This is a genomic window from Stenotrophomonas maltophilia (genome assembly GCF_047497515.2).
In the GTDB taxonomy this organism is placed as follows: Bacteria; Pseudomonadota; Gammaproteobacteria; order Xanthomonadales; family Xanthomonadaceae; genus Stenotrophomonas.
Map to the genome: position 1 here is coordinate 120,173 of NZ_JAXAXL020000007.1, position 20,000 is coordinate 140,172.

At 66.0% G+C, this 20,000-nt stretch carries 16 protein-coding genes and 2 rRNA genes (1 of these 18 cut by a window edge); 5 read left to right on the forward strand and 13 right to left on the reverse strand.

Annotated features, from left to right (window positions below):
* Positions 1-53: 53 nt before the first annotated feature.
* Positions 54-770, reverse strand: a complete 717-nt coding sequence (locus ACMZPQ_RS12095) for an SURF1 family protein (protein WP_414486105.1) — start codon at positions 768-770, stop codon at positions 54-56.
* 57 nt (positions 771-827) lie between these two features.
* Between ACMZPQ_RS12095 and ACMZPQ_RS12100 the strand changes: the two genes are divergently transcribed.
* The gene (locus ACMZPQ_RS12100; protein WP_008264755.1) at positions 828-1,046 is read left to right on the forward strand and encodes a twin transmembrane helix small protein; all 219 of its coding nucleotides are present in this window, start codon (positions 828-830) and stop codon (positions 1,044-1,046) included.
* Positions 1,047-1,066: 20 nt separating this feature from the next.
* On the opposite strand, the gene ACMZPQ_RS12105 is transcribed toward ACMZPQ_RS12100, so the two are convergent.
* Genes ACMZPQ_RS12105 through ACMZPQ_RS12130 form a run of 6 tightly spaced genes read right to left on the reverse strand, consistent with a single transcriptional unit; the run spans position 1,067 to position 5,932 of the window.
* Positions 1,067-1,942 (reverse strand): cytochrome c oxidase subunit 3, encoded by an 876-nt coding sequence (locus ACMZPQ_RS12105; RefSeq protein ID WP_197583607.1) that lies wholly within the window; start codon positions 1,940-1,942, stop codon positions 1,067-1,069.
* 13 nt (positions 1,943-1,955) lie between these two features.
* Entirely contained in the window at positions 1,956-2,546 is a 591-nt protein-coding gene (locus tag ACMZPQ_RS12110) for a cytochrome c oxidase assembly protein (RefSeq protein ID WP_197583608.1), read from the reverse strand.
* Positions 2,543-2,812 (reverse strand): hypothetical protein, encoded by a 270-nt coding sequence (locus tag ACMZPQ_RS12115; RefSeq protein ID WP_197583609.1) that lies wholly within the window; start codon positions 2,810-2,812, stop codon positions 2,543-2,545. The genes ACMZPQ_RS12110 and ACMZPQ_RS12115 overlap by 4 nt, the downstream gene beginning before the upstream one ends.
* An 8-nt stretch (positions 2,813-2,820) precedes the next feature.
* The gene (ctaD, locus tag ACMZPQ_RS12120; RefSeq protein WP_004153896.1) at positions 2,821-4,428 is read right to left on the reverse strand and encodes a cytochrome c oxidase subunit I; all 1,608 of its coding nucleotides are present in this window, start codon (positions 4,426-4,428) and stop codon (positions 2,821-2,823) included.
* 59 nt (positions 4,429-4,487) lie between these two features.
* Positions 4,488-5,444 carry a cytochrome c oxidase subunit II gene (gene coxB / locus ACMZPQ_RS12125; protein WP_197583611.1) on the reverse strand — a complete coding sequence of 319 codons (957 nt, stop codon included), beginning with the start codon at positions 5,442-5,444 and terminating at the stop codon, positions 4,488-4,490.
* Between the two features lie 11 nt (positions 5,445-5,455).
* Positions 5,456-5,932 (reverse strand): DUF2244 domain-containing protein, encoded by a 477-nt coding sequence (locus ACMZPQ_RS12130; RefSeq protein ID WP_197583612.1) that lies wholly within the window; start codon positions 5,930-5,932, stop codon positions 5,456-5,458.
* A gap of 274 nt (positions 5,933-6,206) precedes the next feature.
* On the opposite strand from ACMZPQ_RS12130, the gene putA reads away from it, so the two are divergent.
* Positions 6,207-9,425, forward strand: coding sequence for a bifunctional proline dehydrogenase/L-glutamate gamma-semialdehyde dehydrogenase PutA (putA, locus tag ACMZPQ_RS12135; RefSeq protein ID WP_197583613.1), 3,219 nt, complete (start codon positions 6,207-6,209; stop codon positions 9,423-9,425).
* A 55-nt stretch (positions 9,426-9,480) separates the two neighbouring features.
* Here the strand turns inward: putA and pnuC are convergent, their stop codons facing one another.
* Together pnuC and ACMZPQ_RS12145 are read right to left on the reverse strand one after the other, a co-directional pair.
* Positions 9,481-10,062, reverse strand: a complete 582-nt coding sequence (gene pnuC / locus ACMZPQ_RS12140) for a nicotinamide riboside transporter PnuC (RefSeq protein ID WP_197583614.1) — start codon at positions 10,060-10,062, stop codon at positions 9,481-9,483.
* Positions 10,063-10,170: 108 nt separating this feature from the next.
* A complete protein-coding gene (locus tag ACMZPQ_RS12145; RefSeq protein WP_197583615.1) occupies positions 10,171-11,538 on the reverse strand; it encodes an outer membrane protein transport protein in 1,368 nt (455 codons plus the stop codon).
* 227 nt (positions 11,539-11,765) lie between these two features.
* Between ACMZPQ_RS12145 and ACMZPQ_RS12150 the strand changes: the two genes are divergently transcribed.
* Positions 11,766-12,458: a rhomboid family intramembrane serine protease gene (locus ACMZPQ_RS12150; RefSeq protein ID WP_005407784.1), complete on the forward strand. Its 693-nt coding sequence runs from the start codon at positions 11,766-11,768 to the stop codon at positions 12,456-12,458.
* A 67-nt stretch (positions 12,459-12,525) separates the two neighbouring features.
* Here ACMZPQ_RS12150 and ACMZPQ_RS12155 read toward each other — a convergent pair whose 3' ends face one another.
* On the reverse strand, positions 12,526-13,986 hold the full coding sequence (locus tag ACMZPQ_RS12155) for a S41 family peptidase (protein ID WP_197583030.1): 1,461 nt from the start codon (positions 13,984-13,986) through the stop codon (positions 12,526-12,528).
* 108 nt (positions 13,987-14,094) lie between these two features.
* Positions 14,095-15,393 carry a murein hydrolase activator EnvC family protein gene (locus tag ACMZPQ_RS12160; protein WP_197583031.1) on the reverse strand — a complete coding sequence of 433 codons (1,299 nt, stop codon included), beginning with the start codon at positions 15,391-15,393 and terminating at the stop codon, positions 14,095-14,097.
* Between the two features lie 94 nt (positions 15,394-15,487).
* Here ACMZPQ_RS12160 and ACMZPQ_RS12165 point away from each other — a divergent pair, with 94 nt between their 5' ends.
* Complete coding sequence (locus ACMZPQ_RS12165; RefSeq protein WP_197583032.1) at positions 15,488-16,150, forward strand: DUF4097 family beta strand repeat-containing protein; 663 nt, start codon at positions 15,488-15,490, stop codon at positions 16,148-16,150.
* A gap of 87 nt (positions 16,151-16,237) precedes the next feature.
* Entirely contained in the window at positions 16,238-17,950 is a 1,713-nt protein-coding gene (locus ACMZPQ_RS12170; RefSeq protein WP_197583033.1) for a M20/M25/M40 family metallo-hydrolase, read from the forward strand.
* A 254-nt stretch (positions 17,951-18,204) separates the two neighbouring features.
* Here the strand turns inward: ACMZPQ_RS12170 and rrf are convergent.
* Positions 18,205-18,319: ribosomal RNA gene (gene rrf, locus ACMZPQ_RS12175) — 5S ribosomal RNA — on the reverse strand.
* Positions 18,320-18,444: 125 nt separating this feature from the next.
* A 23S ribosomal RNA gene (locus tag ACMZPQ_RS12180) occupies positions 18,445-20,000 on the reverse strand; it runs 1,324 nt beyond the window's last position.

The window sequence follows — 20,000 nt, forward strand, 5'->3', positions numbered from 1 at the left end:
CGGCCGCTGGCCGGCAACCCCTCGGATTCCTGGACGCCGGCCAGCGGCCGGCACTACCGGGCCACGGCGCGCCGCCTGCGCCGCTCCAGCACCAGCGCCACCACCAGCACGGTCAGGGCCAGCCCAAACCACTGCACGGCGTAGCCCAGGTGGCGCTGCGGCGGCAGCGTGTTCGGCAGCAGGTCCAGGTCGCGCTCATCGCCGAACGGCAGCGCCGGGTCCAGCCGCAGCACGCGGTCGGGCAGCGCCTGCAGCCCAAGCGCACGGGCCAGGCCTTCGGCGGGCAAGCGGCTGGCCAGCCAGCGTCCGGCCTCGTCGGTGGCGGCGAATGCCGGCCCCAGCGCCAGTCCGGCCGACGGCGGCGGCGCCAGCAGGCCACGCACGGCTACCGGCGAAGGCGGCGCAGGCAGATCCGGCAAGGTGCGATCCGGCGGCAGCGCGCGCCACCCCAGATCCACCAGCAGCACACTGCCGTCGTCACTGCGGAACGGGCGATAGATCTTCACGCCGGCGCGGCCATGCCGGGTCTGGTTGTCCAGCAGCACCACGCCGGGCAGGAAGCGGCCGTGGTCGGCCACGCCGTGCAGCGCACCGGGCGCCGCAAGTGCCTGCGCCAGCGGCAACGCCTGCGCCACTGCTGGACCCTGCGCATCCAACATGGCCTGTTTGGCATGCATGCGTTGCAGCTGCCACAGCCCCAGTGCGGTGAAACCGGCCATCACCAGCACGGCCAGCAGCCATCCGAGCACGCGCGTGTGCTGGCGCATCATGACAAGTCCGTGCAAACGCGGTCAGATAGGCGCATCCACCCTGCCCTCGAGCCGCGCATGAGTGATTCGCTGAAGACCCTGCTGGTAATCGCGTTTCTGATCGTCATCGTCTGGAACCTGGGCGCCGGCCTGTATTACCTGCTGGTCGACCGCGGCCAGACCAAGCGCACGGTCAACGCACTGACCCGCCGCATCGCGGTGTCGGTGGCCTTGATCGTACTGGTGATCGTGAGCATCTACATGGGCTGGATCAAGCCGCACGGCATCGGCGGCTGAGGCCACCGATACGCGCGCGGTCAAAGCACGTAGACGAACAGGAACAGCATCAGCCACACCACGTCGACGAAGTGCCAGTACCACGCGGCGGCTTCGAAACCGAAATGGTTGTCGCGGGTGAAGTGCCCCTTCGCCGAACGCAGCCACATCACGATCAGCATGATCGTGCCCAGCAGCACGTGCGCGCCGTGGAAGCCGGTCAGCATGAAGAACGTCGACCCGTAGATGCCCGAGCCGAGCGTCAGGTTCAGCTCCTTGTAGGCGTGGATGTATTCCTCCGCCTGCAGGGTCAGGAAGCCGAGGCCGAGGACTACGGTCAGGCCCAGCCAGATCAGCAGCTGGCGGCGGTTGCCGGCCTTCAGTGCATGGTGGGCGATGGTCAGGGTCACGCCGGAGGTGAGCAGGATCAGCGTATTGATCAGCGGCAGGCCCCAGGCCGGGATGGTCTGGAACGCGCCGCCGATCGCGGCCGGGCCATTGGTTGGCCATCCAGCCGAATAGCCCTGCCAGAGCAGCTCGTTGGTCATCACGCCGCGGCCTTCGCCGCTCAGCCACGACAAGCCCAGGTTGCGGGTGTAGAACAGCGCGCCGAAGAAGGCACCGAAGAACATCACTTCTGAGAAGATGAACCAGATCATCCCCATCCGGAACGAACCGTCGACCTGGTGGTTGTAGTTGCCGGCCTGCGATTCGCGCACCACGTCGCTGAACCACCAGAACAGGGTCAGCACCAGCATCGCGATGCCGATGTAGAACGTCCAGCGGCCCCAGCTGGCATCGTTGAGCCAGCTGGCCACGCCCACCATGGTCACCATCATCGCGATGGAACCCACGAACGGCCATTTGCTCTGGGTCGGGACGAAGTACACGTTGGCGTCGGTCGGTGTCTGGGCCATGTCGGTATCCGGGTCAGGGTGCCGCGTGCGCGCCTTCCGAGGTGGCGGCCGGGGCCAGCCGATCGGACAACGCGTCGTTGCGGTAGAAGGTATAGGACAAGGTGATCGTCTTGATTTCCGGCGGCAGGTCCGGATCAACGATGAAGCGCACCGGCATGTCGCGCTTCTCGCCGGCCTGCAGCGTCTGCGCGGTGAAACAGAAGCACTCGGTCTTGCTGAAGAAGCCTGATGCACGCGCCGGCGCCACCGAAGGCACCGCACTGCCAACCACTGCCTGCCGGCTGTCGTTGCGGGCGAAGTACAGCGCTTCGTTGAGCTCGCCGGGCACCACGTCCATGGTCAGCTGTTCGGGATGGAACGACCACGGCAGGCGCGAATTGACGCCACCATCGAACTCGACGCGCACGGTGCGCTTGCCGGCCGCCGCGCCGACACTGGCTTCGCCGCCCGGACCACGCTCCAGGCGCACGCCGAACACCTTCTCGCAGGCGATGCGGTACAGCGGCACCAGCGAGAACGTCAGCAGGAACACCGCCACCGCCACGCCGATCAGGCGCGGCAGCCCGGCGCTGGGTGACGGTGTGCTGGCTGGCGCCTCGCTCATCGGCCGATCACCCCGCTGAGGATGAAGCCGACGTAGACCAGCACGGCGATGGCGCCGACCCACATCGCGGTCCGCTTCGCGCGCTGGCGCTGCTGCTCGACGCTTCCGCTCTGGTAGAGCCGACCGCTGGTCGGCTGCTCTTCGCTGTTGTAGAGCCGACCGTTGGTCGGCTGCTTTTCGCGAGTCGACTGACAGTCGACTCTACCCAAGGCGTCAGCCGAGCATGGCTCGGCTCTACAGGTCTGCAGCGGGCTCTCGTTATGCATGCCCCACCTCAATGCGTGATGTCGTCATGCGCCAGGTCGCCCGGGCGGATGGTCGGCGGCGTGGTGAAGGTATGCGCCGGTGCCGGCGACGGCAGCGTCCATTCCAGGCCACGCGCGCCTTCCCAGCTGCGCGCTTCGGCCTTCTCGCCGTTGCGCAGCGAGGACAGCAGGATCGCGGCCATCATGAACGGGGTGACGAACATGCCGAACGCACCGATCGAACTGATCAGGTTCCAGTCGGCGAAGGCCACGCTGTAGTCGGGAATGCGGCGCGGCATGCCGGCCAGGCCGAGGAAGTGCTGCGGGAAGAACAGCAGGTTGACGAACACGATCGACCACCAGAAGTGCACCTTGGCCCACTTCTCGCTGTACATGCGACCGGTCCACTTCGGCCACCAGTAGTACACCGCGGCGATCAGCGCGAACACCGCGCCGGTCACCAGCACGTAGTGGAAGTGGGCGACCACGAAATAGGTGTCGTGGTACTGGAAGTCCGCCGCCACGATCGCCAGCATCAGGCCGGAGAAGCCGCCGATGGTGAACAGGATGACGAAGGCCACCGACCACAGCATCGGCGCCTCGAACGTCAGCGAGCCGCGCCACATGGTGCTGACCCAGTTGAACACCTTCACGCCGGTCGGGATCGAGATCAGCATGGTGGCGAACATGAAGTAGATCTCGCCGCCCAGCGGCATGCCCACGGTGAACATGTGGTGGGCCCAGACGATGAACGACAGGAACGCGATCGCGGCGGTGGCGTACACCATCGCCTGGTAGCCGAACAGCGGCTTGCGGCTGAAGGTCGGGATGATCTCGCTGACCACGCCGAAGGCGGGCAGGATCATGATGTAGACCTCGGGGTGCCCGAAGAACCAGAAGATGTGCTGGTACATCACCGGGTCACCGCCACCGGCGGCGTTGAAGAAGCTGGTACCGAAGAACTTGTCGGTCAACAGCATGGTCACCGCACCGGCCAGTACCGGCATCACTGCAATCAGCAGGAACGCGGTGATCAGCCAGGCCCAGCAGAAGATCGGCATCTTCAGCAGGTCGATGCCCGGCGCGCGCATGTTGAGCACGGTGGCGATGATGTTGATCGCGCCCATGATCGAACTGATGCCAGCCACGTGGATGGCGAACACGCTGAAGGCCACGTTGTAACCGCCCTGCAGCGACAGCGGCGGGTACAGCGTCCAGCCACCGGCCGGCGCACCGCCGGGCAGGAACAGGGTCAGCAGCAGCAGGCTGAAGGCCACCGGCAGCAGCCAGAACGACCAGTTGTTCATGCGCGGCAGGGCCATGTCCGGCGCGCCGATCTGCAGCGGGATCATCCAGTTGGCCAGGCCGACGAAGGCCGGCATCACGCCACCGAAGATCATCACCAGCGCGTGCACGGTGGTCATCTGGTTGAAGAACTCGGGCTTGACGAACTGCAGGCCCGGCTGCGCCAGCTCGGCGCGGATCACCACGCTCATCGCCGCACCGATGATGAACATGATGAAGCTGAAACCCAGGTACAGCGTGCCGATGTCCTTGTGGTTGGTCGAGAAGAACCAACGCTCGAAGAAACTCTGCTGGTGATGGTGATCGTCGTGCCCAACTGCCGAGTGCGCCATTGCAAAACACCTCTCAGAATCGGTTGTCACCGGGGCCGCAGGCGGCCTCGGGCTTTACATCACGCGCCGCTGGCTGCGGTGGCAGGTGTGCTACCGGCTTCGGCCGCAGCGGGGGCGGCAGGCGCCTCACCGGCCGGTGCCGCGGGTTCTGCCGGTGCCGCAGGTGGAGCGGGTGCGGCGGGCGGCGCTGGCTTGCGTTGCGCCAGCCACTGCTTGAACTGTTCCTTGGACACCGCCTCGACCACGATCGGCATGAAGCCATGGTCCTTGCCGCACAGCTCGGCGCACTGGCCGCGGTACACGCCGGGCTGCTCGATGCTGGTCCACGCTTCATTGATGAAGCCGGGAATGGCGTCCTGCTTCCAACCCAGCGCCGGCACCCACCAGGCGTGGATCACGTCGTCGGAGGTGATGACGAAGCGCACCTTGGTATCCACCGGCAGCACCAGCCGGTTGTCGACATCCAGCAGGTAGTGCGGATGGCTCTCGCGGGTCGGCACGATGCCGCTCTGCCGCACGCGGTCCGACTCGCGGTCCAGGCGGCTGGTGAAGGTGACGTTCTCGCCGAGGTATTCGTACTTCCACATCCACTGGTAGCCGGTGACCTTGACCGTCATCTCGGCATCGCGGGTGTCGTACATCTTGATCAGGTTGGCCGTGGCCGGCCACGCCATCACGATCAGGATGATCACCGGGATCACCGTCCAGATCACTTCGGCCTTGGTGTTGTGGCTGAAGGTGGCGGCGACGGCGCCCTTGGATTTGCGGAACTTGAAGATGGCGTAGGCCATCGCCCCGAACACGAGGACGCCGATCACCGTACAGATGATCAACGACAGGTTGTTCGACTCCCAGGCCAGGCGCGAGGTCTGGGTCACCCCCTTGCCCATGTTCAGCTGCCACGGCTTTGGATCGGCCGCCTGGGCCCAGGCCAATGCCGGCATCAGTCCCCCGGTCGCCAGCACTGCGGCGACCGCGTTCACGCACTTCGTGCCCCACCTGCTGCTTTGCTTCATTGCCTAGACCCTTAGCGTCGTCGGTTGCCGCCATCGCTGGCGGCGAGCAAGCTTTCAAGTGTCTCTGCAAGCGTCTGACGTTCGGCCGGCGCGAGGAAACTCCCCACCTCCACCTGCCGGCCGCTGGATGCCAGCCGGACCCTCTCATCGTCGGTGAGCAGGCGCACCCAGTGGGGGTGGGCCCGGAACACCGGCGATCCACCGGGTACGGGGATGACCTCCACGTACGCCGGCACTACCCGGATCTCCTCCTGCCGTTCTCCGCTGCGCCACAAGGCACGCAGCGCCGCCGCCAGCACCAGGCTGTACAGCAGCGCGAACAGGGGGGCGAACGCATTGCCGGCCAACCACCCGAGGGCGGATACCAGCCACATCGCACCCGACAACGCGGTGAACAACAGGACGAACTGCCGGGCATCGAGCGCCCGTGGGGGACGCAGCCGCAGCTGCGTACCTGACCCATCCGGAGCTGGAAGCACCTCGATCATGTCGCAACCGCGTTCCTGCCGCGGGAAACGTCTCGATGGTAGCCCCGCCCTCTCGCCGGTAGCAAGGGTGCATTCACACCTTTTTCGATGCTGCAACACAGCATGAGGTCGGCGGCACGAATGACGAATTCAGCACAAATATTGTCGAGCGTGCTGAACACGCTGAATCCACCGCAGCTAGGGGCTATCAGCGCTTCACGAAGGTCGCTGCCGGGCACTTCCGGAACCCCGAAAAATGATTAAAATCGCCAAGTTTTCCACTGGCCGGACCGGCATGAACGCACCCTCCTCCTCCCCTGCCGCCCACGACGCCCCGCGTCCGGGCGCGCTGCTGTCGCCGGAACTGCCGGCGCCCCCCACCCCGTTCCGCCAGGCCATCACCGATGCCTGGTTGAAGGACGAGGCCAGCCACGTGCGCGATCTTCTGGCGCAGGCCCGGCTGCCCGCCGACGAGCAGGCCAAGGTGCAGGCACTGGCCGCCGACCTGGTCGGCCGCGTGCGCGTGCGCGCCAAGGACCAGGGCGCGATCGAAGCCTTCATGCGCCAGTACGACCTGGGCAGCGAGGAAGGCGTGCTGTTGATGTGCGTGGCCGAAGCGCTGCTGCGCATTCCGGACCAGGACACCGCCGACAAGCTGATCCGCGACAAGCTGGCCGATGCCGACTGGGAAAAGCACCTGGGCGGCAGCGACTCGGTGCTGGTCAACGCCTCCACCTGGGGCCTGATGCTGACCGGCAAGCTCGTGCAGATGAACGACGCTACCCGCGCCGATGCGCCCAGCGCGTTCAAGCGCCTGGTCGGCCGCGTCGGTGAACCGGTGGTGCGCCTGGCGGTACGCCAGGCGATGAAGATCATGGGCCACCAGTTCGTCATGGGGCGCACCATCAGCGAGGCGCTTTCGCGTTCGCACAAGGGTGACAACGCCAGCTACCGTTACTCCTTCGACATGCTGGGCGAAGGCGCGCTGACCATGAAGGACGCGCTGCGCTACCTGGAGGACTACCGTCGTGCGATCCACGCCATCGGCGGCGATCACAAGGCACGCGGCGGCCGCCCCGACGGCGACGTCAACAACGCCCCGGGCATCTCGATCAAGCTGTCGGCGCTATACCCGCGCTACGAGCACGCCAAGCGCGAGCGCGTGCTGAAGGACCTGGTGCCGGGCGTGCTGGAACTGGCACAGCTGGCCAAGAGCTACGGCATCGGCTGCACCGTCGACGCCGAAGAATCCGACCGCCTGGAACTGTCGCTGGACATCATCGAACAGGTGTTCGGCGATGCCTCGCTGGCCGGCTGGGATGGCTTCGGCGTGGTCGTGCAGGCCTACCAGAAGCGCACGCCGTACACGATCGACCACCTGGCCGACATGGCGCGCCGCGCCGGTCGCCGCCTGCAGGTGCGCCTGGTCAAGGGCGCCTACTGGGATGCCGAGATCAAGCGCGCGCAGATCGAAGGCTACCCGGGCTACCCGGTGTTCACCCGCAAGCAGAACACCGACGTGTCCTACCTGGCCTGCGCCAAGCGGCTGTTCACCCATGCCGACGCGATCTACCCGATGTTCGCCACGCACAACGCGCACACCATCGCCGCGGTGCGCAGCATCGCCAACGGTGGCGTGTACGAGCACCAGAAGCTGCACGGCATGGGCGATGACCTGTACGCCGAAGTGGTGCCGGCCGACCGCCTCGGCCTGCCCTGCCGCGTGTACGCGCCGGTCGGTTCGCATGAAGACCTGCTGCCGTACCTGGTGCGCCGCCTGCTGGAAAACGGCGCCAACTCCAGCTTCGTCAACCGCATCACCGACGAACGCGTGCCGATCGCCGACCTGATCCGCGATCCGGTCGAGATGGTCGCCTCGTTCGCATCCATCCCCCACCCGAAGATCCCGCTGCCGGTTGACCTGCTGCGCAGCCAGAACCACGACAGGAAGAACTCCATGGGCGCCAACCTCGCCAACGACAACGAACTGCGCGCCCTGGCCGAGCAGATCAACGCGGCTGTGAAGCCCTGGCAGGCCGCCCCGCTGGTGCCGGGTGCGAACCCGGCCGGCGCCGCGCTGCCGGTGACCAACCCGGCCGACACCCGCGAAGTGGTCGGCCAGTGGCTGGCCGCCGATGCCGCCACCGTGCAGAAGGCCCTGGCCAACGCCGTGGCCGCGCAGCCGGCCTGGAACCGCACCCCGGCCGCCAGCCGCGCCGCCATCCTCGAGCACGCCGCCGACCAGCTGGAAGCGCGCATGCCGGAGTTCATGGCGCTGTGCGTGAAGGAAGCCGGCAAGAGCCTGCCCGACAGCATCGCCGAAGTGCGCGAAGCCGTGGACTTCCTGCGCTACTACGCCAAGCAGGCACGCGAGCAGTTCAGCCACGCCGAGAAGCTGCCGAGCCCGACCGGTGAATCCAACGAACTGCAGCTGCACGGCCGCGGTGTGTTCGTCTGCATCAGCCCGTGGAACTTCCCGCTGGCGATCTTCCTGGGCCAGGTCGCTGCCGCCCTGGCCGCCGGCAACAGTGTCATCGCCAAGCCGGCCGAACAGACCAACCTGATCGGCTACTACGCGGTGAAGCTGCTGCACGACGCCGGCGTGCCGGCCGAGGTGGTGCAGTTCCTGCCGGGCGACGGCGCCACCGTCGGTGCCGCGCTGACCGCCGACCCGCGCGTGGCCGGCGTGGCCTTCACCGGCTCCACCGACACCGCGCGTGCGATCAACCGCGCGATGGCCGCACGTGATGCCGCCATCGGCGTGCTGATTGCCGAGACCGGTGGCCAGAACGCCTTCATCGCCGATTCCTCGGCGCTGCCGGAACAGCTGGTCAAGGATGCGATCGGTTCGGCCTTCACCTCCGCCGGCCAGCGTTGCTCGGCCGCGCGCGTGCTGTTCGTGCAGGACGACATCGCCGACAAGGTGATGACCATGCTGGCCGGTGCGATGAAGGAACTGAAGGTCGGCAACCCCGGCCTGCTGTCCACCGACGTCGGCCCGGTGATCGACGCCGATGCACTGAAGATCCTGCAGGACCACGCTGTACGCATGGATCGCGAAGCGCGCCTGATCGCCGCCGCTGAGGTGTCCGCCGAAGCCGCCAACGGCACCTTCTTCGCACCGCGCGCGTATGAGCTGAAGGACCTCGGCCAGCTGCACAAGGAGATCTTCGGACCGGTGCTGCACGTGATCCGCTGGAAGGGCGACCAGCTCGACGCGGTGATCGACCAGATCAACGCCACCGGTTACGGCCTGACCTTGGGCGTGCACTCGCGCATCGACGAGACCGTCGACCGCATCAGCAACGGCGTCCACGTCGGCAACGTCTACGTCAACCGCAACCAGATCGGTGCAGTGGTCGGCGTGCAGCCGTTCGGCGGCCAGGGCCTGTCCGGCACCGGCCCGAAGGCCGGCGGCCCGCACTACCTGCTGCGTTTCGCCACCGAAAAGACGGTGACGGTGAACACCACCGCCGCTGGCGGCAACGCCTCGCTGCTGACCCTGGGCGACTGATCACCCGATTGATGCGGTAAGCGAAAAACCCCGCGAAAGCGGGGTTTTTTGTTGCTCAACGCGCTTCGTCGCGCATCAGGTTGCGCCAATGGCGCAGCGCCACCAGCGCGTTGATCCAGAAGCCCACGTACAGGATCGAGGTCAGGTGCAGGCCACGGCTGTAGTACAGCGGCACGGCCACGGTATTCACCAGCAACCACACCCACCACGATTCCAGCTTGCGCCGCATCATCAGGATCTGCGCGATCACGCTCAGCACCAGCACCGCCGAATCGATGTACGGCGCGTAGGCGTTGGTCAGGCGGGTCAGCATCCAGCCGTAGCCGAAGGTGGCCACCACCGCCAAAGGCGCCAGCCAGGCCCACGCGCGCGGGCGCAGCGCGGTGATCGGCAGCGGCGCACCATGGTCGCCACGCAGCCACTGCCACCAGCCCACTACGCTGATGGCGATGAAGAAGAACTGCAGCACCATGTCCGCGTAGAGGTGCGAGCGTTCGAACACCACAGCGAACAGCGCACAACCGACAATGCCCAGCCACCACGTGTGCACGTTGTTGCGGCCGGCCAGCAGGATCGAGCCAGCGACGGCGATGTTGGCAGCCAGCTCCAACTGGAAATTCGGATCGGACAGGTTCATCACCCTATTGTCGTGGATCTGCACAAACCGTGGAGGGCCTGAGGCGCCCATGAAAAAGGCCCCGCTTGCGCGGGGCCTTCCGGGTACTGCTTCAGGCCGGGGCCTGGATCAGAACTTGTACTGGAACGAAGCTGCCAGCACGTCGCCACGAACCTTGTACTTGCCGTTCAGCGAGTTGCCCTGGTTGTTGTTGCCCGCCGGCACGTACACGTTCGGGTCGCTGGTGAACAGGTGGGTGTAGCCCACGTTGTACTCGGTGTTCGCCGACGGGGTCCAGCCCACGCCCAGCGACAGCCACTTGCGGCTGGTATCCGGCACGCGGACGTCGCGGTGGGCGTCGGTGGTCGGGGTCTGGTCCAGCGCAACACCACCGCGCAGGGTGACGGTGTCGCTCAGCTTGTAGTCGGCGCCCAGCGACACGAAGGTGGTGTCGCGGTAGCCGAACTTCAGCACCGAGTCCGGCTGCGGCGAAGCGTAGTCGACGGTGACGCTGTCGAACGCGGTCTTCCAGGCGGTGCGGGTCACGTCGCCCATCACGGTCCAGCGATCGTTGACCTTGTGGGTCACGCTCAGGGTGGCCGAGGCCGGCATGGTGACGGTGGCGCGGCCGCTGGTGTCCATGAACCAGCCGCGGGTAGCCGGCGAGTTGGTCAGCAGGGCACGGGCGCGGTCGGCGCCGCCGAAGGTCGCATCACCCCCGGTGATCTTGTGGCGGACCTTGGAACGGTAGCTCAGGCCGATGTGGGTGTTCTCGTCGATCGAGAACAGGCCACCAACGGTCCAGCCCACGGCATTGTTGTCGCCTTCGATCTTCAGGGTGCCATCCGAGCTGCCCGGGGTGAAGCCCGGAGCGCCAGCACCGGCGAGGATGCTGCCGTAGTCGATGGCGTTGGTCAGCTCGATGGTCAGGTGCTCGACGAACACCGACGCACCGAACGACACGTACGGGTTGACGTCATACGACGCCGCGAAGCCCAGGTCGATGGCCTTCAGGTCGGTCTTCAGGCCGCTGTAGCGACCCACCCAGCCGTTGTCGTATTCGGTCTTGAAGCCGAACGGAGCGGTCAGCGACACGCCGAAGTGGGCCTGTTCGCCGATCGGCATGTGGAAGTACGCCGCCGGGACCGGGGCGATCATGCCGGCGTCACCGCCGTCGCCGCCGGATGCCGGGAAGCCGTTCGGGGTACGGGCGCTGACGCCGGTACGGCCGGTGCCCTTGTACTTGGCGCCGAAGCTGATGGCGCTGACGTCGCCCTGGATCACGGTGCCTTCCAGCTGGCGCATGCCGGCCGGGTTCACTGCGATGATGGAGGCGTCGCCCTCGGCGCTGCCGGAACCGGCGAACGCGCGGCCCAGGCCCTTGGCACTGTTTTCCTTCAGCTGGAAGGCGGCGGCATTGGCGTCGGCAGCAGCCAGCGCACCGGCAACGCCGACGGCCAGCAGGGTCAGTCGGGCAATGGTGGAAGCGGTTTGCATCGTAGTTCTCTCTCTCCGGTAAGCGGTGATGTTGCTCTGAGTGCGCCTGCGCCCGGCAGGCCCTGAGGCCCTTCCAAGCGCGCCGGATTCCCCTCCCGACATACGACGCCGTATGCGAGTATTACCCAGAGCTGTTAATGAAACAATAACAGCACGGGGGGTTTTTTCGCCGCAAAACCTGAACAGGACCATCCCCGCCGAAACCGCCCGCACGCTAGGCTATTGGCATGTTCGTCTCCCTCCCGTCGCGAAAGAAGGCGGCCCTGCGCTGGGCCACGCCCGTGCTGTTTGCGGCATTGTGGCTGGCCTTCCTGTGGTCGATCTCGCGCCCGGACGATGCCCGCGGCAGCCTCTGGCTGGACTGGGGCGCCCTGTCCACCGGGCTGACCCATCCGCTGGACTGGTGGGCGACCCTGCAGGACGGCAGCGTGCTGCGCCTGTTCACCGCCCTGTTCCTGCACGCGGACTGGTCACACCTGCTGGGCAATCTGGTGTTCCTGCTGATCTTCGGCCTGCCCGCCGAGCGGGTGCTGGGACCGTGGCGGTTGCTGCTGCTGTTCCTGGTGGGCGGCGCAGTGTCCAACCTGGTCGCGATCTACACCATGGGCAGCCCGGACCAGATCATCATCGGCGCCAGCGGCGCGGTCTCGGCGCTGATCGGCGCCTACCTGGCGCTGTTTCCGGGCGCGCGGTTGGGCGTGGTGATCCCGCTCGGGCTGTTCCTGGAGTTCGTGCGCGCCCCGGCCTATCTGCTGATCGGCGTCTGGGCAGCACTGCAGGTGGTGTTCGCCCACATCGGCCCCAGCTTCGGCATGGTGGCCTGGTGGGCGCACATCGGCGGCTTCGTGTTCGGCCTGGTGTACGGGGTCTACGTGCGCGCGGCGATCGCCCGCCGGCTACGCAAGCGGCACGGGTTCTGACCCTTGGTAGTGCCGGCCGCTGGCCGGCACGCTTCCGCTCGCCGCCGGGCATGGCCCGGCGCTATCGTCAGGGCTTGACCGGGGCCGGTGCGGGCGTGGCTTCCGGCTTCGGTTCGACCTTCGGCTCCGGCGTGGCTTCGGCCTTCGCATCCGGCTTCGCCGCAGCCGCCTTCGCCGACCTGGCAGCCTCTGCCTTGGCCGCTTCGGCCCTCAGGCGTGCGGTCACCGAACCCGGGTTCTTCAGCTCGGCCAGCGCGTCGTTGATCGGGCCATCGCCCGGCAGCACCGCCCCGGCGTGGTAGCCCTCGGTACCCTCATCGTCACCGCGCAGGTGGCCCGGCAGGGTCGCTTCGCTGTAGTCGCTCAGGCTGGCCGGCAACGCCTCGTCTTCCGGGCTCGGGGCCGGCTTCAGCTCAACATCCGGCACGATGCCGGTGGCCTGGATCGACTTGCCGCTGGGCGTGTAATAGCGCGCGGTGGTCAACTTCACCGAGTCACCGTTGTCCAGCGGCAGCACGGTCTGCACCGAGCCCTTGCCGAAGGTGCGGCTGCCGACCACGCGCGCGCGCTTGTTGTCGCGCAGCGCACCGGCCAGCACTTCCGAAGCGCTGGCCGAACCGGCATCGGCCAGTACCACCACCGGTGCGCCCTTCAGCAGGTCGCCCGGGGTCGCATCGAAGCGCGCGTCGCTGATGCTGATGCGGCCGCGGGTGCTGACGATGTTGCCCTTGTCGAGCAAATCGTCAGCCACCTGCACGGCGGCGGTCAGCAGGCCACCGGGGTTGCTGCGCAGATCCAGCACCAGGCCCTTGAGCTGGCCACCGGACTGCTTCTGCAGCTGCTGCACGTGCTTCTGGAAATCCGAACCGGTGTCGGCCTGGAAGGTGCTCAGGCGGATGTAGCCGTAGCCGGGTTCCAGCAGGCGACTGCGCACGCTGGTCACGCGGATGGTCTGGCGGGTGAGGCTGACATCGAACGGCTTGGGCTTGCCCACACGCACGATGGTCAGCACCACCTTGCTGCCGGCCGGGCCACGCAGCGGCTCACTGGCATCGATCGCACTGATCGGCTTGCCGTCGATGGCGATGATCAGGTCACCGGCGAGGATGCCGGCCTTGGCCGCCGGCGTGTCGTCGATCGGCGAAATCACCTTCATGCTGGCATTGTCGGGCTGCTGCTGCAGCTCCACGCCGATGCCCTCGTAGGCGCCGTTGGCCTGCTCGTCGAAGGCCTGCGCGTCTTCCTTGTTGAAGTAGGTGCTGTGCGGATCGAGGTCGAGCAGCAGGCCACGCACCGCTGACTGCATCAGCTTCTTGTCATCGACCGGGTCGACGTAGGCGGCACGCACCGCGTTGTACACGGCCACGAAGCGGCGGATGTCCTCCAGCGGCACCTTCGAGGTCACCGCCTCCTCGCTGCTCGCTGCCTGCCCGCCGGTTTCCTGGCTCGGAGCGGGCGCGGTCTGCTGCGCCCAGGACAGCGCTGGCAACAGGGCCAGCAAGAGGGTGGCGGTACGGGCTGCGCGCATGGATCACTCCTGTCGACGTTGGCATCGTGCCCAAGGCACATGCACCGATTATGCGCGAAGCACAGCTAAATTCCCGTTGAATCCACCAGGCGTGCGGAGGCGCCGGATTCAGCGCCGCTGCAGCCAGCTGTCCGGATTGACCGGCTGCCCGCCACGGCGCAGCTCGAAGTACAGCGCGGTGACGCCCTGCCCGCCCGAATTGCCGACCTTGGCCACCGCATCGCCACGGCTGACCCGTGCGCCGGCATCCTTCAGCAGCGTGTCGTTGTGCGCGTACAGGCTCATGTAGCCGTTGCCGTGGTCGACGATCAGGATCATGCCGTAGCCGGTCATCCAGTCGGAGAACACCACGGTGCCGTCGGCCACGGCCGTGACGGTGCTGCCGGCCGGCGCGCCGATCAGCACACCGCTGCTGGTGCGCCCGTCGGGCAGCTTGCCGCCATAGCGGGCCAGCAGGTTGCCCGACAGCGGCCAGCCCAGGCCACCGACCTTGGGGGCCGGCGCCGAGGCCACCGCGGGCGGCACCTTGGTCGGCGGTGCCGGGCGGCCTTCCGCCTTGGCCTGGCGTGCGGCTTTCTCGGCCGCCGCTTTCTCGGCAGCGGCGCGGCGCGCGGCGGCGCGACGCTCGGCCTCGGCGCGGGCTGCGGCGGCGCGCAGGTTGGCCAGCAGCGTTTCCAGTGCCTTGGCATCCTGGCCGAGCGCCTGTTCCTTTTCGCGCTGGTCCTTGAAGCGTTCGTCCAGCGACGCCACGGTCTGCGCGCGGTCGCGGCGGTCGGCCGCCAGCGTGGCCGCCTGCTGCTTCTGGTCGCGCTGCGCGCCCTGCAGCTTCTGCTGGCGTTCGGCGATCTGCGTTTGCAGGGCTTCCAGTTCCTTCAGGTCGGCGGTCAGGGTGGTGATGCGCTGCGCGCGCTCGCGCTGCAGGTAGCGGTGATAGGCCAGGGCACGGTTGGCATCGGCCACGGTGTCCTGCGACAGCAGCAGCTTCAGCGGTGCGTGGTTGCCCAGCTGGTAGGCCGCGCGCAGCAACCCGGCCAGCTCGCGGTGCTGCTGCGCCAGATTGGTCTGCAAGGCGTTGCGGCGCTGCTCGGCCTCGGCCAGTGCCCGGCCCTGTTCGCGCAGCGCGGTTTCGGTCTGCGCAAGCGTCCTGCCGCTGCGGGCTACCTTCTCGTCAGCCTCGCGCAACTGCTGCGAAGCGTGGCCGCGCTGGCCCTCGATCTGTCGCCGCTCCTGCGCCACGCTCTTCAGTTCGGTGCGCAGCTTCTGCAGCTTGCGCTCGGTCTCGCGCGTGTTCTGTGCGGCAGCCGGCAACGGCAGCGCCAAGGCGATGACCAGCCCCAGCAGCAGGCAGCGCCCGCCGCGTGCGGCGGCGATGTGATGTCGGCGTGATGGGAAGGCATTGTCGCGCAAGGGCTTTCCAGTGACTTCAGGCAGTTGCAGGGGGTACCGGGGAATGGTGACATCTCCGCACGCGGCCTGCCAGCCGCACATCCATCGAGGTCCCATGAAAACTCTTTCCATTCCGCTGCTGTTGGGCGTCCTGTTCGCCGCCAGCCCGGTGGGCGCACAGGACAACATCAGCAAGGTCAACGGCAGTATCAGCGCCGAGCCCGGCCAGCGTTACGGCAAGCTGGATACCGTCAATGGCGGCATCCGCGTCGGCGAAGGCGTCGAGACCGGCAGCATCGACACCGTCAACGGCGGGGTCAAGGTGGCCGATCGGGCGCGTACCGGCAAGATCGAAACGGTCAACGGCGGCGTTCGCCTGGGCCGCGAAGTGATCGCCCGCGGAGGCGTCAGCACCGTCAACGGCAGCATCTTCACCGACCGCGGCAGCCAGATCGAAGGCGGCGTGGAAACCGTGAACGGTGGCATCGGCCTGGTCGAAAGCCGCGTCGGCAAGGACGTGGAGACCGTCAACGGCGACATTACCGTCGGCATCGGCTCGCAGGTCAACGGCGGCGTGCACGTGCGCAAACCGAACTTCAGCGTTTCGCTGACCGCCAGCCGCAAGCCGCGCGTGATCATCGGCCCCAACGCCGTGGTCAGCGGCCCGCTGCAGTTCGAACGCGAAGTGGTGCTGTACGTGCACCGCAGTGCCCGCATCGGCCCGGTCACCGGCGCCGAGCCGATCCCGTTCGACACCGAAACCGCTCCGGCGGACTGAGTGCATCGGGCCCTCCGGCCCGATGATGCTCCCTGACACCGGTCGCGCACTGACGTGTGGCCGCCCCTTGTTTCCCAGGAATCGACGATGCCCCGCAAACTCCTTTTGTGCCTGGCCGCCGCGGCCGCGCTCAGTGCCTGCAAAGGCCAAGATACGCCGGCTGCCGCGCCGGCCACCGACACCGCTGCCGCTGCGAAACCGGCCGCCCATCCGTTCTCGCCGGAGATCAACGCCGGCGACTTCGCCGAGATGGTCAAGACCCTGGCTTCGGACGAGTTCGAAGGCCGCGCCCCGGGCAGCAAGGGCGAAGAACTGACGGTCAACTACATCCGCGATCAGATGCAGCGCATCGGCCTGCAGCCCGGCAACGGCGACAGCTGGTTCCAGGACGTGCCGATGACTGAGACCACGGCCGACGAATCGACCGTGCTGAAGATCACCCAGGGCGGCAAGACCACCGAGCTGAAATTCGGCACCGACATGGTGGTCGGCACGCGTACCGGCCAGGCCGAAGTGAAGGTCGATGCCAGCGACCTGGTGTTCGTCGGCTACGGCGTCGATGCACCGGAGCAGAAGTGGAACGACTACGCCGGCCAGGACTGGAAGGGCAAGACGGTCGTCATGTTCGTCAATGATCCGGGCTTCCACGTCGATGACGAGAAGCTGTTCGACGGCAAGCGCATGACCTACTACGGCCGCTGGACCTACAAGTTCGAGGAAGCCGCGCGCAAGGGTGCCGCAGCGGCACTGATCGTGCACGACACCGCCGGCGCCTCGTACGGCTGGGATGTGGTGAAGAACTCCTGGGCCGGCCCGCAGTACGACCTGCCCGCCAAGGATGATCCGGACGCCCGCATCCCGGTGCAGGGCTGGCTGAGCGCGGAGGCCGCCAAGGCGTTGTTCGCCGGTGCCGGCCTGGATCTGGCGCAGGCCTACAAGGACGCCAGCAAGCGCGGTTTCAAGCCGGTGCCGCTGAAGGCCACCGCGGCGGTTGATCTGAAGAGCCGGATCGCGCAGAAGCAATCGCGCAACGTGGTGGGCGTGCTGCCGGGCAGCACGCGTGCCGACGAGGCCGTGCTGTACATGGCGCACTGGGACCACCTGGGCAAGCACGAGGGTGAGACCGGCGACAACATCTACAACGGTGCAGTCGACAACGCGACCGGCGTGGCCGGCATCCTTGAGGTGGCCGAAGCGATGGCCCACCAGCAGCCGAAGCCGGAGCGTTCGGTGGTATTCCTGGCCGTGACCCTGGAAGAGTCGGGCCTGCTCGGTTCGAAGTACTACGTCTCCCACCCGACCTTCCCGCTGGACAAGATTGCCGGCGTGATCAACATCGATGCGATGTCGGTGGCCGGTCGTGCCAAGGACGTGACGGTGACCGGTTTCGGCAGCTCGGAGCTGGAAGACATCCTCAAGCCGCTGGCCGCCGCCCAGGACCGTACCCTGCACGGTGAGACCGCGGTGCAGAGTGGCTTCTACTTCCGTTCGGACCACTTCAACTTCGCCAAGGCCGGCGTGCCGGCCCTGTATGCCGATGGCGGCGAGGACCTGCGCGAGGGCGGCGTGGAGGCCGGCCGCAAGGCTGCCGCCGACTACGGCGCCAACCGCTACCACGGCCCGAAGGACGAGTTCGATGCGGCCACCTGGAAGCTGGACGGCACCGTCGAAGACCTGCAGCTGATGTACGGCGTCGGCAAGGAACTGGCCGGCGGCGATCGTTGGCCGAACTGGTACGAAGGCAACCCGTTCAAGGCGGCTCGCGACGCCATGATGAAGGACAAGGCTGCGGCCAAGTAGAGTCGAGCTTGCTCGACTGGCTATCGTTGAGATCGAAGCGGCGCCCCACGGGGCGCCGCTTTTTTTGGGCGCTCCGCCATGGGTGGGTGCCAACCTTGGTTGGCACTCTGCCATCGGTAGTCGCCAACCTTGGTTGGCGCCGCCGTTCGCGGCGGTTTCATCAACGCGCCTGCCGGCCAGCGGCCGGCACTACCGATATTTCCTGAGCCCAAAGAAAAACCCCGCTGCGTGAGCAGCGGGGTTTTGGGTGTAAACCCTGGCGATGACCTACTCTCGCATGGCTTGAGCCACACTACCATCGGCGCAGCTGCGTTTCACTTCCGAGTTCGGGATGGGATCGGGTGGTTCCACAGCGCTAATTTCACCAGGGAGGCTTTTGGAGAGTCGCACTCGTCCCGAGGGACAAGGCGCCAGCCTCGCATAGTTCTTGTGACGTAGCGTGCACTTGGATGCTCTTACGACGTTGTCGTAAAGCCAAGGCAACTTGAGGTTATATGGTCAAGCCACACGGATCATTAGTATCAGTTAGCTCAATACATTGCTGTACTTACACACCTGACCTATCAACCACATAGTCTATATGGTTCCTTCAGGGGGCTTGTGCCCCGGGAGATCTCATCTTGAGGCGCGCTTCCCGCTTAGATGCTTTCAGCGGTTATCGCTTCCGAACATAGCTACCCGGCAATGCCACTGGCGTGACAACCGGAACACCAGAGGTTCGTCCACTCCGGTCCTCTCGTACTAGGAGCAGCCCCTCTCAAATCTCCAACGCCCATGGCAGATAGGGACCGAACTGTCTCACGACGTTCTGAACCCAGCTCGCGTACCACTTTAAATGGCGAACAGCCATACCCTTGGGACCGACTACAGCCCCAGGATGTGATGAGCCGACATCGAGGTGCCAAACACCGCCGTCGATATGAACTCTTGGGCGGTATCAGCCTGTTATCCCCGGAGTACCTTTTATCCGTTGAGCGATGGCCCTTCCATACAGAACCACCGGATCACTAAGTCCTAGTTTCCTACCTGCTTGATCCGTCGATCTTGCAGTCAAGCACGCTTATGCCTTTGCACACAGTGCGCGATGTCCGACCGCGCTGAGCGTACCTTCGAGCTCCTCCGTTACTCTTTAGGAGGAGACCGCCCCAGTCAAACTACCCACCATACACGGTCCCCGACCCAGATAATGGGCCCAGGTTAGAACGTCAAGCACGACAGGGTGGTATTTCAAGGATGGCTCCGCTGCAGCTAGCGCCACAGTTTCATAGCCTCCCACCTATCCTACACAGACGAACTCAACGTTCAGTGTAAAGCTATAGTAAAGGTTCACGGGGTCTTTCCGTCTTGCCACGGGAACGCTGCATCTTCACAGCGATTTCAATTTCACTGAGTCTCGGGTGGAGACAGCGCCGCTGTCGTTACGCCATTCGTGCAGGTCGGAACTTACCCGACAAGGAATTTCGCTACCTTAGGACCGTTATAGTTACGGCCGCCGTTTACTGGGGCTTCGATCAAGAGCTTCGCCTTGCGGCTGACCCCATCAATTAACCTTCCAGCACCGGGCAGGCGTCACACCCTATACGTCCACTTTCGTGTTTGCAGAGTGCTGTGTTTTTGATAAACAGTCGCAGCGGCCTGGTTACTGCGACCCTCTTCAGCTATAGCTCGCACGAGCCACCAAAAAGGGTGCACCTTCTCCCGAAGTTACGGTGCCATGTTGCCTAGTTCCTTCACCCGAGTTCTCTCAAGCGCCTGAGAATTCTCATCCTACCCACCTGTGTCGGTTTACGGTACGGTCTGCGTAAGCTGAAGCTTAGGAGCTTTTCCTGGAAGCGTGGTATCAGTGACTTCGCCATAAAGGCTCGTCTCGGTGCTCGGTCTTAAAGGATCCCGGATTTGCCAAAGATCCAAACCTACCGCCTTTCCCCAGGACAACCAACGCCTGGTACACCTAACCTTCTCCGTCCCTCCATCGCACTTACGCGAGGTGCAGGAATATTAACCTGCTTCCCATCGACTACGACTTTCGTCCTCGCCTTAGGGGCCGACT